Source organism: Microbacterium sp. HD4P20 (assembly GCF_019449275.2).
GTDB lineage: Bacteria > Actinomycetota > Actinomycetes > Actinomycetales > Microbacteriaceae > Microbacterium.
On sequence record NZ_JAHZQZ020000008.1, the window covers coordinates 36,142 to 56,161 of the forward strand.

The 20,020-nt window shown below is 70.8% G+C and carries 18 protein-coding genes; 8 read left to right on the plus strand and 10 right to left on the minus strand.

Annotated elements, in window-relative coordinates; genetic code table 11:
- Positions 1-288 precede the first annotated feature (288 nt).
- The 5 genes from K0817_RS01945 to K0817_RS01965 form a co-directional block, all read right to left on the minus strand.
- Entirely contained in the window at positions 289-1,725 is a 1,437-nt protein-coding gene (locus K0817_RS01945) for an MFS transporter (protein WP_219979686.1), read from the minus strand.
- A gap of 428 nt (positions 1,726-2,153) precedes the next feature.
- Positions 2,154-3,488, minus strand: a complete 1,335-nt coding sequence (locus tag K0817_RS01950; RefSeq protein ID WP_219979687.1) for a kynureninase — start codon at positions 3,486-3,488, stop codon at positions 2,154-2,156.
- The gene (locus K0817_RS01955; RefSeq protein WP_219979688.1) at positions 3,475-4,485 is read right to left on the minus strand and encodes a hypothetical protein; all 1,011 of its coding nucleotides are present in this window, start codon (positions 4,483-4,485) and stop codon (positions 3,475-3,477) included. Before K0817_RS01955 ends, K0817_RS01950 begins: the two co-directional genes overlap by 14 nt.
- A complete protein-coding gene (gene kynA, locus K0817_RS01960) occupies positions 4,485-5,339 on the minus strand; it encodes a tryptophan 2,3-dioxygenase (RefSeq protein WP_219979689.1) in 855 nt (284 codons plus the stop codon). The genes K0817_RS01955 and kynA overlap by 1 nt, the downstream gene beginning before the upstream one ends.
- A 142-nt stretch (positions 5,340-5,481) precedes the next feature.
- Positions 5,482-5,739 (minus strand): glutaredoxin family protein, encoded by a 258-nt coding sequence (locus tag K0817_RS01965; protein ID WP_219979690.1) that lies wholly within the window; start codon positions 5,737-5,739, stop codon positions 5,482-5,484.
- Between the two features lie 99 nt (positions 5,740-5,838).
- Here K0817_RS01965 and K0817_RS01970 point away from each other — a divergent pair, with 99 nt between their 5' ends.
- On the plus strand, positions 5,839-6,996 hold the full coding sequence (locus K0817_RS01970; RefSeq protein WP_219979691.1) for a glycosyltransferase family 2 protein: 1,158 nt from the start codon (positions 5,839-5,841) through the stop codon (positions 6,994-6,996).
- Between the two features lie 220 nt (positions 6,997-7,216).
- On the opposite strand, the gene K0817_RS01975 is transcribed toward K0817_RS01970, so the two are convergent.
- A complete protein-coding gene (locus K0817_RS01975) occupies positions 7,217-8,380 on the minus strand; it encodes a xylanase (protein ID WP_253735120.1) in 1,164 nt (387 codons plus the stop codon).
- Positions 8,381-8,465: 85 nt separating this feature from the next.
- Here K0817_RS01975 and K0817_RS01980 point away from each other — a divergent pair, with 85 nt between their 5' ends.
- A complete protein-coding gene (locus tag K0817_RS01980) occupies positions 8,466-8,843 on the plus strand; it encodes a hypothetical protein (protein WP_219979692.1) in 378 nt (125 codons plus the stop codon).
- Between the two features lie 102 nt (positions 8,844-8,945).
- On the opposite strand, the gene K0817_RS01985 is transcribed toward K0817_RS01980, so the two are convergent.
- Complete coding sequence (locus K0817_RS01985; protein WP_219979693.1) at positions 8,946-10,748, minus strand: LVIVD repeat-containing protein; 1,803 nt, start codon at positions 10,746-10,748, stop codon at positions 8,946-8,948.
- 196 nt (positions 10,749-10,944) lie between these two features.
- Here K0817_RS01985 and K0817_RS01990 point away from each other — a divergent pair, with 196 nt between their 5' ends.
- Complete coding sequence (locus K0817_RS01990) at positions 10,945-11,619, plus strand: DUF305 domain-containing protein (RefSeq protein WP_219979694.1); 675 nt, start codon at positions 10,945-10,947, stop codon at positions 11,617-11,619.
- A 28-nt stretch (positions 11,620-11,647) separates the two neighbouring features.
- On the plus strand, positions 11,648-12,181 hold the full coding sequence (locus tag K0817_RS01995) for a glycine cleavage system protein R (protein WP_219979695.1): 534 nt from the start codon (positions 11,648-11,650) through the stop codon (positions 12,179-12,181).
- A gap of 55 nt (positions 12,182-12,236) precedes the next feature.
- On the opposite strand, the gene K0817_RS02000 is transcribed toward K0817_RS01995, so the two are convergent.
- From K0817_RS02000 to K0817_RS02010, 3 genes are read right to left on the minus strand one after another with little or no spacing between them, the layout of a single operon-like run.
- Positions 12,237-16,151 (minus strand): SCO7613 C-terminal domain-containing membrane protein, encoded by a 3,915-nt coding sequence (locus tag K0817_RS02000; RefSeq protein WP_219979696.1) that lies wholly within the window; start codon positions 16,149-16,151, stop codon positions 12,237-12,239.
- The gene (locus K0817_RS02005; protein ID WP_219979697.1) at positions 16,148-16,393 is read right to left on the minus strand and encodes a helix-turn-helix transcriptional regulator; all 246 of its coding nucleotides are present in this window, start codon (positions 16,391-16,393) and stop codon (positions 16,148-16,150) included. The genes K0817_RS02000 and K0817_RS02005 overlap by 4 nt, the downstream gene beginning before the upstream one ends.
- Positions 16,393-16,869, minus strand: coding sequence for a DUF2975 domain-containing protein (locus K0817_RS02010; RefSeq protein ID WP_219979698.1), 477 nt, complete (start codon positions 16,867-16,869; stop codon positions 16,393-16,395). Before K0817_RS02010 ends, K0817_RS02005 begins: the two co-directional genes overlap by 1 nt.
- Positions 16,870-17,029: 160 nt before the next feature.
- Here K0817_RS02010 and K0817_RS02015 point away from each other — a divergent pair, with 160 nt between their 5' ends.
- The 4 genes from K0817_RS02015 to K0817_RS02030 all read left to right on the plus strand — a co-directional run bounded on the left by K0817_RS02015 (position 17,030) and on the right by K0817_RS02030 (position 20,004).
- Positions 17,030-17,512, plus strand: a complete 483-nt coding sequence (locus K0817_RS02015) for an SRPBCC domain-containing protein (protein WP_219979699.1) — start codon at positions 17,030-17,032, stop codon at positions 17,510-17,512.
- 2 nt (positions 17,513-17,514) lie between these two features.
- Entirely contained in the window at positions 17,515-17,829 is a 315-nt protein-coding gene (locus tag K0817_RS02020; RefSeq protein WP_253735121.1) for a metalloregulator ArsR/SmtB family transcription factor, read from the plus strand.
- Positions 17,830-17,987: 158 nt separating this feature from the next.
- The gene (locus K0817_RS02025) at positions 17,988-19,310 is read left to right on the plus strand and encodes a TrkH family potassium uptake protein (RefSeq protein ID WP_219979900.1); all 1,323 of its coding nucleotides are present in this window, start codon (positions 17,988-17,990) and stop codon (positions 19,308-19,310) included.
- Positions 19,303-20,004 carry a TrkA family potassium uptake protein gene (locus tag K0817_RS02030; protein WP_219979700.1) on the plus strand — a complete coding sequence of 234 codons (702 nt, stop codon included), beginning with the start codon at positions 19,303-19,305 and terminating at the stop codon, positions 20,002-20,004. The genes K0817_RS02025 and K0817_RS02030 overlap by 8 nt, the downstream gene beginning before the upstream one ends.
- The last annotated feature ends 16 nt before the right edge of the window (positions 20,005-20,020 follow it).

The window sequence follows — 20,020 nt, forward strand, 5'->3', positions numbered from 1 at the left end:
CCCGGTGTCAGGCCGGATCGGGCAGGCTCATCCGACCCGCACCACAGAATCGGATCCGCAGGTGCGGACCCGCACCTGCAGAATCGGATCCGCAGGTGCGGACCCACGACTCGACACGCCGGCACGAACGCACGGCTCCCGGCGTGTCGTCGGCCATGTCCGCTCCTGCGGATCCGATGTTGTGTCCGGTGGATTGATTCGGGATGCCGCCGGCCGGGGCAGCCGGGCGGCGACCCGATCTCACGCGGGTCCGGCGGCCGGCGGCGACCGGGTCGATCCGCGGCGGTCTCAACCCGGATCGACGTCGCGCCGGCGGAGCGGGTAGCGCACAAGCGTCAGGAGGCTCAGGGCGATGAGCAGGGCCGGAACGAGACTGAAGCTGAGGACGATGCCGGTGACTGCGGCATCCGGCTGCTCCACCACCTGACCCGCCACGGACGAGACGTACCCCGTGGCGGCGAGGATGATCGACAGTACCGTCGCGCCGAGCGCGAAGCCGACGGTTTCGCCCGCAGTCCAGACGCCGCTGAACGCGCCGGCGCCGCCCGGCCGGCCTCCGTCCGCCTCGGATGCGGTGCGCTCGTCGTGCGATATGACGTCGGGGAGCATGGCCATCGGCAGCGACTGCATGCCCGCGTAGGCGATGCCGGCCACGCCGACCGGAACGTAGATCCATGCGCCGGGTGCCCACAGCATGCCGAGGATCGACAGTGCGGCGAGGGCGAACACGACACTGGCTATCGCGAAGGCGCGCTCCTTGCCGATGCGGCGCGCGACCATGCCCCACGCGGGTGCCGCGACCAGGGCCGGCGCGATGAGCGCAACGAACAGCACCTCGACCGCGTCCTCGGAGCGCAGCACCCACGTCGCGACGTACTGCGCGCCGGCCAGCATGAGCCCCGTCGCCAGCGCCTGCAGCACGAACGTGGCGAGCAGCATCCGGAATGCACGGCTGCGCCGCAGCGCCCGGATGCCGGAGGCATAGTTCTCCCGGATGCTGCGGCGCGGAGCCGAGTTCGTAGGCCCCGGCTCAACGTGCGAACCGGCGACGGTGTGCCGGGCTCGCGTGCGCCGCGCGACCGTCGTGGCCACCAGCATCCCGATGCCGATCACGGCTCCGGCCACGATCCCCATCACGAGATACCCGGCGGCCGGGTCATCGGCGGCGCCGCGCAGGGCTGGTCCCCCGGCGCCGAACAGCAGGATCGCGAGCGTCAGCACGACCACCCGCCACGTGAGCAGGCGCGTGCGTTCGTCGTAGCGCGGAGTGAGCTCGGCGGGAAGCGCGATGTAGGGCACCTGGAAGAGGCTGAACGCGGTCGCGGTGAGCGTGAAGGCGATGAGCACCCAGACCGCGCCGACCACCGGTCCGAGCGCGGGCGGCACGGCGAACGTCAACGCGAAGAACAGCGGCAGTGCACATGCCCCGATCAGCATGAGTCGTCGACGGCTGCCGCGACGGGCGAGGTCGCGGTCGGTGAGCGCACCGATCACTGGGTCGATGACGACGTCCCACAGCTTCGCGAACGTGATCACCGCGCCGGCCGCGAGAGCTGCGACGCCGAGAGAATCGGTGAGGTAGTAGGTCAGCACGAGCCCAGGCAGCGTCGCGAACCCGCCGGTGCCGAGCGAGCCGGTCGCGTAGCGGGCGATCGTGCCACGCGTCAGGCGGCCGGGGGAAACGGATGCCGCGGCCTCGGGTGCCGCCGGAGCTTCATTGCTCATGCGCGTCAGTGTAGGTCAGCGCCGACTCGCGGCCTGGCTCCGTGCGTCCGCAGCCGCGGATCCGCAGGTGCGGACCTCAAGAGCGACACGCCGGGTGGTGGCATCCGGTGTCGGCGTGTTGCGCTCGGGATCCGCACCTGCGGATCCGATGTTGTGTGCCCGGGGCGGGCTGGGGCCCACGCCACAGGACGGGAGGGGCCCGGCCCCGTGCGTCCGTAGCCGCGGATCCGCAGGTGCGGACGGCCAGAGCGACACGCCGGGTGGCGGCATCCGATGTCGGCGTGTTGAGCTCGGGGTCCGCACCTGCGGATCCGATGTTGTGTGCCCGGGAGGGGCCGGGGGCCACGCCACGGGACGGGAGGGGCCGGGGGCCACGCCACGGAACGGGAGGGGCGCGGCGGTGCGGGCCGGCGCCGAGCGAACGCCGGTCAGGCCTCGGCGCGCACGGCGGCCTCGACGGCCAGCAGCCCGTCGAGCGTCTCGGCGAAAGAGGTCGACAGCGGCGAGAGGCCGATCCGCAGCCCGCCGGGGTCGCGGTAGTCCGGGATCACATCCTGCGCCCACAGTCGCGCCGTCACTCGGCGCATCGCGGCATGCGACAGCGTCACGTGCCCGCCCCGTGCCGCGGCATCCCGCGGCGACGCGATCGTCACGCCGTGGGGCGCGAGCAGATCGTCGGCCAAGCGCACGGCGAAGTCGGTGAGCGCGATCGACTTGGTGCGGATCGCCTCGATTCCGACCTCTTCGATCAGCGCCAGCGTGTCTTGCATCGCCAGCATGCCCACGATCGGGGGCGTGCCCGACAGGAAGCGGCGCATGCCGGCCGCGGGAGCGTACGACGGCCCCATCGCGAACACGTTGGCAGCGCCCATCCATCCTGGGATCGGCTGCACCAAGCGATCCTGAAGCCGCGACGCGACGTACGCGAACGCCGGCGAGCCGGGCCCGCCGTTGAGGTACTTGTACGTGCAGCCGACGGCCAGATCGAAGTCCCACGCGTCGGCCTCGACGGGCACCGAGCCGGCCGAGTGGCACAGGTCCCACACGATGAAGGCCCCGGCATCGTGCGCGATGCGGGTGAGCGTCGGAGCATCCGCCAGGAATCCCGACCGGTACGCGACGTGCGACAGCAGCACGACCGCCGTCTGCGGCCCCACCGCCTCGCGCAGCAGCTCGGCCGTCACGCCGGATGTCACGTCGACGTCGACCCACCGCACCCGCCCGCCGCGCTCGGCGGCGATGCCCTCGACGATGTACCGGTCGGTTGGGAAGTTGTCGCGGTCGACGACGATCTCGACCCGAGCAGCGTCGCCCGCGACGGCGGCGTCGAACGCGGCCCGCACGAGCTTGTACAACAGCACCGTCGTCGAATCGCCGACGACCGTCTGCCCGGCGGCGGCGCCGATCGCCGCGCGGCCGATGGCGTCGCCGATCTCGAAGGGCAGCTGCATCCAGGATTCGTCCTCCCCACGCCCCCTCCGCTCATCGCTGGTGCGCTGTGCGGAGCCTCCGGGCGCGGGGCCCCACCCGCGGATCAGCCGGCCGCCCCACTGGTCGCGCGCGAACGCGGTGAGGCGGTCGACGCTCGCTCGCAGCGGCCTGCCGAGCGAGTTGCCGTCGAAGTACACCAGGGCGGTCTCGGCGCCGACGAACGCGTCGCGGTGCCGGCGCAAGGGGTCGGCGTCATCGAGGGCGGATGCCTCGGCCTGCAGCCGCGTGATCACGGGGCCGTCCACGCCCCCGGCCGGTTCAGTTCTCGTCATGGATGAGTTCCTCGCTGGGAACGACAGTGGCCGCGGCGATCCACGCGGGCACGTCGTCGAGGCTCGCCGGCGGCGTGCCCGGCACGAAGGTCGAGACGCCCGAGATCTCCTCTGCCCCGGGCCACGGCGCGGCCATCGCCTCGATGAGCGCCGCGCCGCGCACGCCCGCGCCGTCGAGCGCTGCGACTTCGGCCGGATTCACGCCCACCGGCAGGTCGCCGTTGCCCAGGTCGGTGCCGTACAGCACCCGACCGCCCGCGGCCGCGAAGCCGGCGAGGTTGACCCGCGCCCGGGCGGATTCGTCGGCGTGGCCGTCATGGATGGCGAGCGTCGAGATCCACCGCTGCCCCGCGGCGACGGCCCGGGCCGTGAGCCGCCGTCCAACGTGCTCGGTGAACGGCGTGTGCGCGAGCACGTCGACGCCGGCGTCGAGGGCGAGCTGCAGCATCCCGTCGCCCTCCACATGCGCGACGACCGGCAGGCGCCGTTCCCGCGCGCTGGCGACCACGGCGTCGAGGGTCGCGCGGTCCAGCACCGGTCCTGCGGTCGCGTTCAACGAGACCTTGACGACGGATGCCCCGAACGAGGCCTGCTCGTCGACCGCGGTCGCCGCCCCGCCGTGCACGCCTGGGTGGGTCGACGGATCGCTGATCTCGCGGGCGATTGGCGGTGGCGCCCACGTGCGCCCGACGGGGTAACCCCCGACCGCCGTGAGGAACGCGCCGGCGTATGCCACCCGCGGAATGCCGTCGTGCTCGCGGCGCGCGAGTGCGATCGGATCGCCGCCGAGGTCGACGACGCCCGCGATCCCGCCCCGCGCGAGCAGGCCCGCGTCGATGAGGTGCAGGTGCACGTGATGGTCGATGAGCGGTGGCAGCGAGACGCCGTGCTCGCCGGTGATCGCCCGGCGGCACAGCGCCGCCCGCTCTCCGAGCAGCGCCTGCAGGGCGTGGGTGGAGGCGCGCTTGGCACTGCGCGACGGACGCGGGTCGCCCATCACAACTCCGTCCGCACCGCGTACAGCTCGGGGAAGAACGTCAGCTCGAGGGCTCGCTGCAGGAAGGAAGCACCGCTCGACCCGCCGGTCCCGGTCTTGTGCCCGATGATGCGCTCGACCGTCTTGAGGTGCCGGAAGCGCCACAGTTGGAAGTCGTCCTCGAGGTCGACCAGCTCTTCGCACGTCTCGTACGCGGCCCAGTGCGTCTGCGGATCGGCGTAGATCGCGACGAAGACGGGCACCAGCTCGGGGCGGTACGTCCAGGCCTGGGTGACATCGCGCTCGATCACCTCCGCCGGGATCGGATACCCCGAGCGCGCGAGCATGCGCAAGAACTCGTCGTAGAGGCTCGGCGCCTCCAGTGCCGCCCGGACGAGCTCGAGCGACGCGGGTTCCGACTCGAACACTCGCAGCATGGCGGCGTTCTTGTTGCCGAGGGTGAACTCGACGGCGCGGTACTGGGCGGACTGGAACCCGCTGGCGTGGCCGAGAACCCCGCGGAACTGGCCGTACTCGGCGGGCGTGAGCGTGGCCAGCACCGACCACTGCTCGGTCAGGGTCTTCTGGATGTGCTTGACCCGGGCAATGCACTTCAGCGCCGGCGCGAGCTGATCCTCACGCAGGAGCCGGCACGCGGCGGCCAGCTCGTGCAGCACGAGCTTGAGCCACAGCTCCGTGGTCTGGTGCTGCACGATGAACAACAGCTCGTCGTGGTGCTCGGGATCGCTCAGCGGACGCTGGGCCGAGAGCAGGGTGCCGAGGTCCAGGTATCCGCCGTAGGTCATGCGATCGGCGAAGTCGGTGACGACCGTGCCCTCGATCGCCCGGGTGTTGCGTTCGACGCCTTCGCTCACGGCCTCAGCCTAACGAGGACGGATGCCGAATCATCAGTGTCGTTCACGAGCTCGGGCCGTTTCGTGTCGCTCGTTCCTCGCTCGCTCAACGACGGGTCGTCGAGCGAGCGAAGCGAGACGAAACGCCCTGGCGTTCGGTGACTCAGATGAGCGAGAGCTCGCGGAGCTTGGACTCGACGTCCGCGTTCGAGGGTTCCACGTGGTGCGAGGCATCCGGGTACACCACGACGGGGATGTTGGTGCGCCCCGAGATGTCTCGCGCGACATCCGCCGCGGCGGGGTCGGCGACGAGATCCACATAGGTGTACGAGACTCCGAGGCCGTCGAGCTGGCGCTTGGTGCGGATGCAGTCGCGGCACCAGTCGGCGCCGAACATCGTGATCGTCGAGGGGGAAGTCATCCCTCCATCCTCACCCGAGAATCCTGGGCAGGCTCCGAGAGCGATGCGTCGCACCCGACGTCATGTCGCTGTCATGCGTACGTGGGAAGATGGGCGGCAGTGCAGCTGTCGATCATCGTCCCCACCTACAACGAGGCTCCCAACGTCGCGGAGCTCGTTCGGCGCATCGTTGCGGCCCTGGGAGAGGTGCGGCCGGCGATCGAGGCCGAGATCATCTTCGTGGACGACAGCACGGATGCCACGCCCGATGTGGTCCGCGAGGTCGCGGCATCCTCTTCCGTTCCCATCCGCCTCATCCACCGCACCGAGACGACGGGTGGCCTCGGCGGCGCAGTGCTCGAGGGATTCACCGCGGCCCGAGCGGACGCATGCCTCGTCATCGACGGCGACCTGCAGCATCCGCCCGAGAAGATCCCCGAGCTGTGGGAGCGGTTCTCGCGGGGCGACGTCGACGTCGTCGTCGGCTCGCGCTATGGCGGCGGCGGCACCTCGCACGGCCTGGCTGATCGTACGCGCGTGCTGGTGTCGAAGGTGTCGACGTCGGTGACGCGGGCGATGTTCCCGATCAGGCTCAAAGACGTCAGCGACCCGATGACCGGGTTCTTCCTGATCGACCGCCGCGCCGTCGACCAGGCGCTGCTGCGGCCCCGAGGGTTCAAGATCCTGCTCGAGATCCTCGCGCGCCGCGCGCTCCGCGTCGCCGAGGTGCCGTTCGACTTCGCCGATCGTCACGCCGGCGAGTCGAAGGCGTCGGTGCGGCAGGGCATGCACTTCCTCACGCAGCTGACGGCGCTGCGCTTCGGCAAGATGTCGCTGTTCGCCGTCATCGGCGGGCTCGGCGCGATCGCGAACGTCGCCATCGTGTGGGCGCTCACACAGCTCGGCGTCGGCTACATCGTCGCAGCGATCGTCGCGGCCGAGGCGACGATCATCGGCAACTTCCTGCTGCAGGAGCGGTTCGTCTTCCACGACATGCGCCACTCCGCCGCGAGCGGCTGGCTGCGCTTTGCGAAGTCGTTCGGCTTCAACAACGCCGAGGCGCTCGTGCGCATCCCGATCATCGCGCTCATGGTCGAGTCATGGCACTTCTCCGCCGTCGTCGCGACGGCGCTGACCCTGATCGTGGCGTTCTTCGTGCGCTTCGTGTTCCACTCACTCGTCGTGTACGCGCCCCGCAAGCCCGGCACCGAGCCCACGCCCGCCCGCCGGTTCATCGAGGAGCTCGACGCGCAGGCTACGGCCCCCGGCGAGCTGTAGATTCCGGATGCCGCGGCCCGCGGCATCCGCCCCCCTCCGCCCCCCTCCTCCTCCTTCTCCTCGTCCTCCCTCCTCCTCCCTCCTTCTCCTCGTCGAGAACGTACGGTCTCGCCGAATCGCTACGTGGTTGCCGTCGAGGGCGTGCGTTCTCGCCGAGAACGTGCGTACTCGACGGGGTGGGGCGACGGGGCGGACCCACGCGTGCGGCGAGGGTGGGGCGTCAGCCGATGAGGTTGATGAGTGCGTCCAGGCCCATGCCGTAGTTGATGCGGATCGTGGGCAGCGCGAGCTTGTCGGTGCCGATCGTGACGTAGCCGGGCTCGATCGTGCGGGCCATCTCCCAGCCGGCCTGGCGCAGACCCTCCTTCGCGGTCTCGTTGTGATGACCGAACGGATACGCCATCACCTCCTTGGCACCCAGCACGGCGGCCGACGCCTCCATGTCGGCGACGATCTCGGGCACCGACCAGTTGACGATCCGTCCGTCGCCGTTCGCGCCGGCCTGATGCATGTCGTGAGTGTGCGAGCGCTGCAGCACGTACGGCGACGGCGCCGGGTCCTGCCGGTAGGCCGTGATCACGAAGGATGTCGTCAGCACCTTGTGCTTGTCGACGACGGGGACCGCCATGTCGAGCCATGTCTGATGGGCGTCGTCGTCCGTGACGATGACGGAGTGGTTCGGCAGGAACAGCCGACCGTCGATGAACGCCGACAGCTCGTCCCACGTCGGCAGGTAGAAGCCGGTGGTCGCGATGTGATTCAGGTGGGCGTCGAAGTCGCCGATGTAGGCGTAATTGCCCTTGAGCCAGTGCTCCGGGTGGTCGGGCGCGAGACCCTCCGGCCTCTCGGTGAACTGGTGGTACATGAGGATCGGGATGCGGGCATCCTCGGCCGCGTTCTGCTCAGGGCTCATCCAGCTGCCGTGCAGCGTGACGCGCTGGTCGACGCACGCGACGGGCTCCGAGCCGTTGACCCTGCCCGGGATGGCGAACGCCGCGGCGTCCTCGGGGGTCGCGTACCAGCCGGCGAAGACGAGGCCTTCCCGCGCCGGGATCGGCAGGCCCGCGTACAGGGCACCCTGAGTCTGCAGCATGGGCGGATCGGCGACACCGTCGCCGACGAAGCTCACCGCGCACGCAGCCGGGTCGTCGGTCGCGGCGAGCAGCTGCTCCTCCGGCGTCAGCGGCGTGGGCGCCGGGGTCGGTGTGGTGACGGCCTCGGGCGTGCCGGCGCCGGCGGGCGTGGCATCCGTCCCCCGCGGCATCAGTGCGAGGGCCGTGAGCGTGCCGACGACGCCGAGCAGCACGATCGCAGCCGCGCCCGCGAAGATCCGCCGGCGTCGCAGCACGGCGCGCCGGGATGAAGACGAGCGCGATGCGGCCATGCATTTCCTACCGTCAGGACCGCGCACCCCAAGCGCTGGTCGTTGGAGGGATCATAGCGGGATGCCGCGGCTAGGCTCGGTAGCCGTGGCTCCTGCTGACTGGATCGAACGCCGCCGCGCCGACGGCGAGGTCGTCGGATGGATCGTGCCCGACGGCGAAGGATTCCGCGTGCGTGACCTGCTCGGACAGGAGCGCACGCCGCTCGGCGCCGACGGGCGGCGTGCGCCGATCGACTGGCTGGCCGCCGAAGAGCTGCTGGACGAGCTCGGCATCGGGTATCTCGCCGACCGCTGGACCCTGCGGCTCACCGACGGCTCGCAGCGCGTCGTTCGCATCGCCGAGGTCAGCCCGCGGGGCGTCACCGTCGTGGCCGACGACTTCGGTGCCGCTTCCGCGGTCGGCGGCGCGCTCGAGCGCTTCCGCCTGGCGTTCCCGGTGACCGACGAGCTCACTCCCCGCTGACCCGCCAGGCTCCGGCATCCGTTCGCCACACCTTCCCGGGTCAGAGACGGCGCTGCCCGGCGACCGAGGTCACCGGGCAGCGTCGCGCTGGAACCGTGGGTGTCAGCCGTGCGTCCCCGCGAGGGCCGTGAGGGCTGCCACGAGGTCGGAGTCGGCCGGCGCACCCGATTTGCGGATGGCGCTGTCGAGCTGGGCGACGACCGCGCGATCCGCGGCGCCGGTGCCCGCCAGGTGTTCGGCCTTGTCGATGTGCTTGCGTACCTGCTCCAGCGCCCTGCCGCTGAGCGTGCCCGCGCGCTCGGCCTGATCGACGTACGACCGCGCCACGGCGAAGCTCGGCGCGTGGTCGAGCCTCGTCTGCAGCTGGGCGTTGAACTCGTCGAGCCGGATCTCTCCCGCTGCGATGATCTCGTTGGCCGACATCATCGGGCTCTCGGTGAGGCCCAGGGTGTCGAAGCCGCGCGCGATCTCGCTGCCGAGGATGTGACCGTTGTACCAGTACGTCGACCAGTAACCGGCAAGGTTGAGGCCGGCCGGGTTCGGGAAGTCGACCGGGCCTCGGTCGAGGTACGCGATCTCGACCGGGTTCGCCGTGTCGGTGAAGTCGATCACCGAGACGCCGCCCTGGTACCAGGCCTGCACCATGATGTCGCGGCCGGGCACCGGCACGATCGACCCGTTGTGGGCGACGCAGTTCTCCTGCACCGTCTGCACGGCCGGCAGCTTGAAGTAGCTGGCGAACTGCAGCTTTCCGTCGACGATGTCGAAGAGCGCGTCGGCGCCCCACTCCGGTCGGTCGGTGTCGCGGCAGCGCGCCGACGTGCCGCCGCCCCACTCGTCCGTGAAGATCACCTTGGTGCCGTCATTGTTGAACGTCGCCGAGTGCCAGTACGAGAAGTTCGGGTCCGACACGGCATCGAGGCGCACCGGACTGGCCGGGTCGGAGATGTCGAGCAGGATGCCGTTGCCCTGGCATGCGCCGGCGGCGAGGCCGATCTCGGGGTAGGCCGTGATGTCGTGGCACGTGTTGGTGTTGGGCAGGGGACCGTAGTTCGTGCCCGACGGGTGCTGCGCGCCCGGCATCGTGTTCTGCAGGCCGTTGTATGCGCCGCTCGCCGGATCGCTGAAGATCCTCGGCTGACTCACGATCGCCGCCGTCTCGGGCGCCGCGAGCGGCACCTGGATGACGTCGATGCGCCACTGCGTCGGGTCGCCCGTGGTGACCGGATCGGCCGTGAGCGCGGCGTGCTCGCATCCGGCCAGTTCGGCACCGGAGCGCACATTCGACGTGCCCGAGTTGTAGATGTAGACGTTGCCTGGGTCATCCGGGTCGGTGACCAGCGTGTGCGTGTGCGAGCCGCGGCAGGTCTGCACGCCCGGCAGCTGCACGGGATTGTCGATGTCGCTGATATCGAAGATGCGCACGCCGCGGAACCGCTCGGGGTTCACCTGGCCGGGCGCGCCCTGCGTGCCGCAGTCGATCCGGCCGCGCGACTCTTCGACCGACATGAACAGCAGGTCGCCGTACACCGAGACGTCGCCCTGGCCACCGGGGCACACGAACGAGCTCCGCAGCGTCGGGGTCGCGGCATCCGTCACGTCGTACACCTGGAAGCCGTTGAAGTTGCCGACGATGGCGTGGTCGCCGGTGAAGGCGAGGTCGGAGTTGACGAACCCGAAGTTGCCGGGATTCGCGTCGAACGGCGCGACGCGCGGCGTGCTCGAGAGCAGCTCGATATTGTTCGCGGCGATCTCGGCGTCGAGGTATCCGGGGTCGAGGCCCTCGCGGGGGTCGTCGTCGGCGGCGGCCGCCGTGGCGGTCAGCAGCGACGCTCCGAGCAGGAATGCTGCTGCCCCGGCGAGTGTGCGTCTGCGCCAGCGGGGGGATGGACGGGTGATCTTCATCGAACGTGCCCCTTCTCACTGCGTGGATCCGAGCCTCCCGTGGGGCGACGGCGCACGACATCGTGCGGGGGCGCGGCCTCTTGCTGAACAAGAGGCGGGAGGCCGATGGTGGTGAATCTATCGGGTCGGAGGGGTCCGTGGCTAGGATCAGACGAGGGCACATCAGTACCCGCCAACGGTGTCGGAGGGGCGTTCTGTGGTCGCAGCGGTTCGCCGGCTGAGCGTTGTGCACGCCGCCGCCGTGCTCGCGGCCGTCGCACTGACGCTCGCGGCCTGCGCGGCGACCGAGGAGCCGCCGCGCCCGACGTCCACGGCGCCGGTCGTGCAGCTGGGTGCGCCCGGCGAAGGCAACCGCACCATGTCGGCCGAGGAACAGCTCGCGGCCACCGCTTCGCCGCACACCGAGACCGACGTCGCCTTCGTGCGAGACATGCTGCACCATCACGCGCAAGCCCTCGTCATGACCGACTACGTCGGCGAGCGCGCCTCGAGCGACAGCATCCGGCTTCTCGCGGAACGCATGCAGGTCAGCCAGCAGGACGAGATGGGCCAGCTCGAGGCGTGGCTGCAGCAGCGCGGCGAGCCGGTGACGGATCCGGATGCCCCGCACGGCGCCCACACGCTGATGCCGGGCATGCTCACCGACGACGAACTGGCCGCACTCGAAGCCGCCGACGGTGTCGCGTTCGACGAGCTGTTCCTGCGGTCGATGATCCGCCATCACGAGGGCGCGCTCGTGATGATCGCCGAGCTGTACGGCAGCGAAGACGGCGCGGAACCCGAGCTCGCGCAGCTGGCGGGCCACTTCGACTCCGACCAGCGCATCGAGATCGCCCGCATGTCGAGCATGCTCGCCGAGCTCGAGGGCTGACCGGCGCCCCTCGCGTACGCTGTCTCGCATGACGACGCTCGTGCTCACTCTCGTCGGCGATGACCGCGCCGGGCTGGTCGCGGCCGTGGCCGACATCGTGGGCAATCACGGTGGCAACTGGGAGAACAGCCAGCTCGCCGAGCTTGCGGGTGCGTTCGCGGGGATCGTCGAGGTGTCGGTCTCTGCCGAGCGCGCCGACGAGTTGCGCGCAGCGCTGTCGGTGCTCGATGGCTTGCTCGACGTGACGATCCACCCGGGGGCGGCGTCCGCCGAAGAGCCGGGCAGGGATCCTGCGGCGTCTCGACCGCGACCGCTCACGCTGCAGGTGATCGGCAACGACCACCCGGGCATCGTCCGCGAGATCTCGGCGGTGCTCGGCGCCCACGGCGTCAGCATCGATCGCATGAACACGCAGACCCGGGATGCCGCGATGTACGGCGGCCGCCTGTTCGAGGCGACGGTGCGCGCCCGGGTGCCGGCATCCGTCGATCTCGCGGAGCTCACCGGCCAGCTCGAGCGCCTCGCGAGCGAGATCCAGGTCGACGTCACGCTCGAGGCCTGAAGCGCGGCGCCCGTGGCGCGTCCGGGGAACGGCGCGGTGCGCAGCTGCCGAGCGGCTACGCCAGGTCGCGCAGACGGGCGGCGAGGCCGGTGTCGTCACCGGTGCGACGTTCGTAGCCGACGGCGATGATGAGCAGCACCGCGCCGATGACCGACAGGGTGATCCACCACGGCATCGCCTCGATGCCCCGGCCGATCTGCACCGCGAAGGCCAGCACGTTCTCGACGGGCAGCACCACGATGCCCAGCACGAACGGTGCGGCCAGCCGCCGGTTCGCGCCGATGAGGATCGCCGCCAGGGCGATCACCATCACCAGGATCGCGCGCCACGTGCGGGGGTCGGTGTAGGTCGCCGCGACCGAGGCGCTCAGCATGACGATCAGCCCGGGGCCCAGGAGCGGCCACGATCCTCGCCACCGCGCCGGCCAGTCCGCCAGCGTGGGCGGCGCCTGGACCGGCGCCGTCTCGGCGGACGCTGTCTCGGTGCGTGACGAAGCGCGCATCGCGAGCGCGCCGGCCAGCAGCAGGAAGAATCCGAGCGGCAGCGAGAACCACTCCACGCGGAGGTCGCGCGGGCTCCACGCCACGACGGCCGTGATGAACGAGACCGCGAACAGGAACCACACCGGCGGGAGGGCGGTGGGATGCCGCAGCCCTCGCCCGGCGATGAACACCATGAAGCCGAGCAGGGCCACCAGCAGTCCCCACATCGTCCAGATCGTGAACCAGTCGCGGGCGATCGCGGGCCAAGACGCGACGGTGACGTAGAGGACCGCCGGTGCCCCGAGCCACCGGGTGCGAGCACGCCACGTGCCCGCCGACGCCTGCGTGTGCAGGCCCCGTGCCGCCACGGCCGCCGACGCCGCGCCGACCAGACCGAAGGCGACACAAGCCACGATGAGCGGCGCCTCGCCGGCCGGTGCCGGGTCGGCACCGACGCCCCAGCGCACCCCCTGCACGGCGCTCGCCGCGGCCGCGATGATCGCGATTCCGAGGGTGGACGCGCGCAGTGGGCGAAGTCGGCGCATCGTCGTCGAGGAGGCCCTGCCGATCACGGTCGCGCCGGCGACCAAGAGCCATGCCGCCGCGACCAGCGCATACGCTCGCACCGCAGCGGTCGGGAAGCCGGATCCGCTGCCGACGCGTGACCCCTCGATCCCGGCCGGGTCCGCGATCCCGACTTGCTCGCTGCCTGCGATCGCGAGCAGCACCAGCACGGGCACCACCGCGAGGGCCAGCCCGACCCCGTACAGCCCGGTCGCCGCGCGGCCACGGGCCGTGAGCACCGCGCCGATGAGCGCGGCTCCCAAGGCGGGGGGCAGCACGTACGGCTCGAGATCCGTCACCTCGGTGATGCCCCACACGCACCACAGCGCGCCCGTCATGGCCGCGCCGGCGAGCCACCAGCCGTACCGGCGCCGCGCGAAGAGCGCGCTCGCGCCGAAGCCGACCGCGAGTACCACCAGCACGATCACGGCGGTCGACAGCCCCGCGGCATCCCGCCAGAGCGACAGCGCGACCGCGATCACCGCGGTGAGCAGGGCGGATGCCTCGATGGCCAGCGACGCCGCACGGGCCTCGCGCGCGGCCACCCGCCGCTTCAGCGCCGCCCGGATGGGACCCCCCGCACCGAGCACGGTCGCGACGATCATCGCGATCACGGGAAGCACCACGGGCGATCCGCTCGTCGCGAGCAGCTGCGCGCCCAGGCACACCACCACGACCGAAAGCGCCGGCACCAGGATGCCGGCCGCGACGGTGCGCACGACGGTGCCGAGCCCGGTGCGCCGTGTGGTCGAGAGCGTGAGTGCGAGGAGGAAGGTCACCCCGGTCGACAGGGCGGTCCAGCCGCTTCGCTCGAAGAGGACCTGCACGACGCCGATCGCGAACGGCACCGCGGTCACCACGAGCATCGCATGCCACTCGCGGGCCGGGACGCGCCGCGCGAAGGTGGCGACGATGGCGGCGAGCCCGGCCGCGCACGTGGTGAGGCAGAGCACCGCCACGGGGTCGAGCACGGTGCGGGCCAGTGCGGTCGCCAGCACGATGAGGGCGTAGGCGAACCCGATCCCGACGTGCACGAACCGCGCGGCGCGGGGCATGGTGACCGCGAGCGCTGCGAGGCTCGCGACGATCGCGGCACCGGCCCAGATCGTCAGGTCGTCGTCGCGCCACGACAGCACGGTCGCCAGCGCGACGGCGGCGTGTGCACCGACGACGAGCGGCATGCGGGTCGCGGCCGAGGCCGCGGGCAGCCGAGCGGCCACGACGGCGGCGGCCACGAGCGCCGCCGACAGCGCGAGCGCGATTCGTGCCCACAGTTCGAGGCCCGGCAGGCACAGCACCGTGAGGAACGCCAGCACGCCGTACCACGCCCCGAGGTGGCCGAGCCACCGCGTGCCCAGCGGCTGGGTGGCGATCGGCTCCGGCGCATCGCCCGTGCCCGGCAGCGGTCCGGCGGGAGGCAGTGCGACGGATGCCGTCAGCTCGCGCCCGCCGGCGGCGTACTGCTCGTGCGGCCGGCGCCCCGCGGATGGCGGTTCGGCGGTGAGCGCCGCGAACCCGCCGAGTGAGATCGCCAGCACGGCGAGCCCCGTGGTGAGCGCCGCGGCAGACTCATCCGTCAGCAGCGCGAGGCCGTTCGCCCGGCCCGCCACGAGCGCCGCGAGCGACAGGAGGGCCGTGGCCGTCGGGATCACCGCCACGAATGCGACGACGGTGACGGCGCCTCCGAGGAGCATGCTGCGTCGTACGACACGATGCAGCGGTCGCAGCGCGCCGACCGCGAGCAGGCCGATGCCGGCAGCCGTCGGGAAGGCGGCGAACCAGCCGTCGTACGCCAGCGCGGGCGGCGCTGTCAGCGGCAGCACGGTGGCCGCGAGGACCGCCGCTCCACCCGCGACGAACGACCACAGCCCGCCGGCGGGATGATCGGCCGAGAACGTCGCGAGCACCGAGATCGTGAGCAGGGTCGCGATCGCCACGAACGCGGGATCTGCTGTTGCCACCTCACGTCCGGAGGTCGTCAGTGCCGCGGCGTTCGCCAGCGCGGCGCCGACGAAGACGAACTGGGCCACCGTGAGCGAGAGGCGCTCCGCGGTGAGTCGTCCGCCACCGGCCAGGCTCACACCTCCCACTGCGGAGACGAGGGCGCTGGCTGCCGCGGCCGAGGTGAGGCATCCCGCGATCGTCGCCACCGTGCTGCCCGCCCCGTGCGCCAGTGTCACGGGCACGAACGACAGCGCGAGGGTTCCGCTCCATACCCACGCGCGAATGCCGACGCGCAGTCCGAACGTGACGAGTGCGCCTCCCGCGGCGAGGGTCGCCAGCGCCGCGACCACCCAGCTGTTCCAGCCGGCCGGCATCAGCCCGAGGGCCGAGGTCACGGTGAGTGCGGCGAACACCACCCCCAGCGCTCCGACGGACTCGGCCGAGAAGGTCAGACGCCGCCGCGCGAGAACCGCCGCGCCGGCCGCGAACACCGCGGCGATTCCGCCGACGATGAGGGTGCGGGCGAGCGTGTCGGTGAGGTCGGGGTTGAAGAACGTGAAGACGACCGCGGCGATCGCGACGAGTCCGGCGCCCGCCACGGCGAGCACCGACTGGACGGTGGCCGAGGCCGCGGGCGCGTTCGCCGCGCGCGCGGGAGGGCGATGGGCGGATGCCGCGACCGCCGTCGCTGCGGCGGTCGCAGGAAGCTCGCCGGTCGAACGCGTCCCCGCCGGCGCGGTGGTCCAGACCACGGGCACGCGGTCGAGCACCGACTGGCGAGCGCGCAGTGCGTCGGCCGCGGCCTGGGACGCGTCCCAGAGCTCGGCGCCGATCTCACGGAAGTCGGCGCCGCAGGTGCGGCATCGCTGGCCGTCGACGACGCCGCGTTCGCACACCGGGCAGCGGACGGCGTCGGCCAGCCGAGCGAGCGCGTCGGCACTCCAGCGCGGGTTCGGGCGGACGAGGGCGTCGGTGCTCATGCGTCGTCCAACCTCGCGGCCACCGCCGCCGGATGGTCGTCGGGGACCCACTGCAGGATGTCGCCGGGCTGGCACTCCAGCACGCGACAGATCGCGTCCAGCGTCGTGAAGCGCACCGCCTTGGCGCGGCCGTTCTTGAGGACCGACACGTTCGCCGGGGTGATGTCGATCGCCGCGGCGAACTCCGAGACCGACATCTTCTTCTTCGCCAGCTCGACGTCGAGGTTGATGATGATCGGCATCACACCACCTCCGAGAGGTCGTGCTCGAGTTGCGAGGCCTTGCGCAGCAGCCCGCGCAGCACGACGATCAGCAGCGACAGGCCGGCCCCGACGACGACGCCGAGCAGAAGCAGCAGCGTGATCGACGGGGTCATGAACCCGGTGAGGCTCAGAGCGACGAGAGCGATGAGCACGAGGACCGTGGCGAACGCGACCGCGCCCAGGCTGACATCGACATCGGGGAACGCGCTCTCGCTGAAGATGCTGTCTTCTCGGACGAGCGAGAGCAGCCGCCAGACACAGACCAGCACCACCTGCACGCACAGCAGGAAGAGGATGCCGACCACGGTGCCGGGGATCTCGAAGTATGCGATCTCGGAGTAGCGCACGGCCGACTGGGCGGCGACCGCCGGCACCACGAAGATCTGGCAGGCGAGCAGCAGCGCGAGCAACATGCCGATGAGGGCCTTGAGAGCGACGATCGTGGTGCGGTGCATGTATCTGCCTATCGATAAACGGTAAGTAGTTATCGAGAAACAATAGTCACAAGCAGTGGTACCGGCGCAAGCCGAGATGCAATGTGCAATTCAAAGGTTGCAATACAGTGAACCCTATGCAACTCTGGAGTTGCATAGTTCTGTGGAAAGGAGCACCATCATGAGCATGACCACCAATTCCCCCTCGGTCGTGGATGACGACGCGTTCACAGTGACGCGCACGATCACGATCGCCGCGCCGCTCGACAAGGTGTGGTCCGCCGTCGCCGAGCCCGAGCACGTCTCGCGCTGGTTCGGACGCCTCGAGCTCGACGGCGCCGGACCCGGCGCGACCGGAACCCTCTCGTGGACCGACGGTCCCCGCATCCCGATCCGCATCGAGGCGGTCGACGAGCCGCATTCGATCTCGTACCGGTGGGGCAACGACGACGCCAGCGGCGCCGTGTCGGCAGAGCTCGACCTCGCCACCTCGACCGTCTTCACCTTCACGCTCGTCGCGACCGACGAGGGCACCGAGCTGACCGTGGTCGAGACCGGATTCGAGCGCACCTCCGACCCGGCCTTCAACCTCGCCGAGCACGGCAAGGGCTGGAACGGCGAACTCGACAAGCTCGTGGCCCTGCTCGAGGGCGAAGCGGGGTAACGGTGGCCGAGACCCTGGTTCCCGTGTTCGCCGCGCTCGGCGACGACACGCGGTGGAGCATCCTGCAGGCGCTCGGCGAGACGGATGCCTCGGCATCCGCTCTCGCCGGGCGTCTGCCGGTGTCTCGCCAGGCCATCGCCAAGCACCTCACCGTGCTGCAGGAGGTCGGGCTGGTCGAGCCGGTGCGCGTGGGCCGCGAGGTGCGCTACCGCGTGGTGGGTGCACAGCTGTCGTCGATCGCCCGCCGGCTCGAGGCCGTCGGCGCCGAATGGGACCGCCGCCTAGCCGCCATCAAAGACATCGCCGAGTCCCTCTGACGGCTGCGAGGATTCTCGCCGGGGCCGTATGGATATCGTGAGGACGCCACGGCGCGCGTCCGGCGGCGCACTACGGTTTCGGGGTGACTGGATTCGGAGTGCGCAGCAGGCGTCGACGGGCGAGCGCGTTCTCGCCTCGCGGCCACGGCGCGCGCCGGATGCGATTGCACCCCGCCCAGGCGGTCGTGACGGGATTCGCCGTGGCGATCGCCGTGGGCACGGCGCTGCTGATGCTGCCCTTCGCGAAGGCCGGGCCCGGCGGCGCGAGCTTCGTCGAGGCGCTGTTCACCGCGACCAGCGCCGTGTGCGTGACCGGACTCGTGGTCGTCGACACGCCGGTCTACTGGACGGGCTTCGGCCACGTCGTGATCCTCGTCATGATCCAGCTCGGCGGACTGGGCATCATGATCTTCGCCTCGATGATCGGGTTGATCCTGGCGCGCAAGATGTCGGTCAGGTCGCGCCTGAACGCGGCGGCCGAGGCGAAGGCGCTCGGCCTGGACGACGTCCGAAGTCTCGTGCGCGGGATCGTGGCGATTTCGCTGCTGGTCGAGGGTGTCGTCGCGGTGCTGCTGTTCCTGCGTTTCCTGCTCGGCTACGGGTACTCGCCGGGGGAGTCCGCCTGGCACGCTGTCTTCCACGCGGTCTCGTCGTTCAACAACGCCGGATTCGCCCTCTACAGCGACAGCCTCATGGGCTTCGTCTCGGACCCCTTCGTGTGCCTGCCGATCGCCGCGGCCATCATCCTGGGTGGCCTGGGCTTCCCCGTCATCATGCAGCTGCGCAAAGAGCTGCGGCATCCGCTTCACTGGTCGATGAACACCAAACTGGTGCTGTGGGGGAGCGCGGTTCTCCTCGTGGCGGGCGCGGTGTTCATCACCGTGATCGAGTGGAGCAATCCTGCGACGCTCGGCGGTCACGACCCGTGGGTCCGGGTGCTTGCCGGGTTCTTCCAATCCGTGCAGACGCGGACAGCCGGGTTCAACTCGGTCGACATCGCCGGCATGCACGACGAGACCTGGCTGGGCATGGACATCCTGATGTTCATCGGCGGCGGGCCCGCCGGCACGGCGGGTGGCATCAAGGTCACGACCTTCGCCGTGCTGTTCTTCATCCTGCTCACCGAACTGAGAGGCGAGGGTGCCGTCAACATCTTCGGCAAGCGGCTCTCGCGAGCGGTGCACCGACAGGCCATCACCGTGGTGCTGGTGGCAGTCGCGGCCGTCGTCGCCGGCACGGGCACGATCATGCTGCTCAGCGGCGAAGGGCTTGATCGGGCGCTGTTCGAAACCGTGTCGGCCTTCGGCACCGTCGGGATGTCGACCGGCATCACGGCGGATCTTCCCGAGAGCGCCCAGATCGTCCTGATCGTGATGATGTTCCTCGGGCGGCTCGGTCCTCTCACTCTCGGTTCGGCGATCGCACTGCGCGAGCGCCGCGCCCTCTACGAACTCCCGAAAGAGAGGCCCGCAATTGGCTAGATTCCCCCACTTCGGCGCACCCGATCGCGCTCGTCGCATCGCCGAGGCAGGCTCGGTCGCCGTCATCGGCCTGGGCAGGTTCGGGCGGGCCCTCGCGCTCGAGCTGATGGCAGGCGGCACCGAGGTCCTCGGCATCGACCGCGACGAAGACCTGGTGCAGTCCCTCAACGGCGAGCTGACGCAGGTGGTGCGCGCCGACTCGACCAAGCGCGAGGCCCTCGAGCAGCTCGCCGTCGACGAGTTCGACCGCGTGGTGGTCGCGATCGGCGATGACATCTCGGCGTCGATCCTGACCTGCTCCGTGCTGCTCAGCATGGGAATTCCCGCGCTGTGGGCCAAGGCTGTCGACGACCAGCACGGCCTCATCCTGGAACAGCTGGGCGTGCACAAGGTGATCTACCCCGAGAAAGACATGGGTCGTCGAGTCGCGCACCTCGTCCGCGGTGCCGCGCTGGATTTCATCGAGATCGCGCCCGGATACGCCATGGTCAAGGCGCCCGCCCCGTCGTCAGTGCAGGACCGCGCCCTGGGCGAGACCGGGCTGCGCCGCGCTCACGGCGTCACGGTCGCGGCCTTCCAGCACGGCGAGAACGCGTGGGACAACGCCGACGCCACCACCGTCCTGCGGGCCGGCGACACGATCCTGGTGGTCGGCAAGACGCGGGATGCCGAGGCCTTCGCTCAGCTGCTCTGACCGAGGTCGCCTCATC

What these genes read in the sequence shown, in the direction of transcription:
- K0817_RS01950 (WP_219979687.1), bottom strand. Translation starts at nt 3,488, where the DNA reads ATGACGAGAACTGAACCGGCCGGGGGCGTGGACGGCCCCGTGATCACG.
- K0817_RS01945 (WP_219979686.1), bottom strand. Translation starts at nt 1,725, where the DNA reads ATGAGCAATGAAGCTCCGGCGGCACCCGAGGCCGCGGCATCCGTTTCC.
- K0817_RS02025 (WP_219979900.1), top strand. Translation starts at nt 17,988, where the DNA reads ATGCGATTGCACCCCGCCCAGGCGGTCGTGACGGGATTCGCCGTGGCG.
- K0817_RS02005 (WP_219979697.1), bottom strand. Translation starts at nt 16,393, where the DNA reads ATGCCGATCATCATCAACCTCGACGTCGAGCTGGCGAAGAAGAAGATG.
- K0817_RS02010 (WP_219979698.1), bottom strand. Translation starts at nt 16,869, where the DNA reads ATGCACCGCACCACGATCGTCGCTCTCAAGGCCCTCATCGGCATGTTG.
- K0817_RS01985 (WP_219979693.1), bottom strand. Translation starts at nt 10,748, where the DNA reads ATGAAGATCACCCGTCCATCCCCCCGCTGGCGCAGACGCACACTCGCC.
- K0817_RS02015 (WP_219979699.1), top strand. Translation starts at nt 17,030, where the DNA reads ATGAGCATGACCACCAATTCCCCCTCGGTCGTGGATGACGACGCGTTC.
- K0817_RS01995 (WP_219979695.1), top strand. Translation starts at nt 11,648, where the DNA reads ATGACGACGCTCGTGCTCACTCTCGTCGGCGATGACCGCGCCGGGCTG.
- K0817_RS01975 (WP_253735120.1), bottom strand. Translation starts at nt 8,380, where the DNA reads ATGGCCGCATCGCGCTCGTCTTCATCCCGGCGCGCCGTGCTGCGACGC.
- K0817_RS01965 (WP_219979690.1), bottom strand. Translation starts at nt 5,739, where the DNA reads ATGACTTCCCCCTCGACGATCACGATGTTCGGCGCCGACTGGTGCCGC.
- K0817_RS02000 (WP_219979696.1), bottom strand. Translation starts at nt 16,151, where the DNA reads ATGAGCACCGACGCCCTCGTCCGCCCGAACCCGCGCTGGAGTGCCGAC.
- K0817_RS01955 (WP_219979688.1), bottom strand. Translation starts at nt 4,485, where the DNA reads ATGGGCGACCCGCGTCCGTCGCGCAGTGCCAAGCGCGCCTCCACCCAC.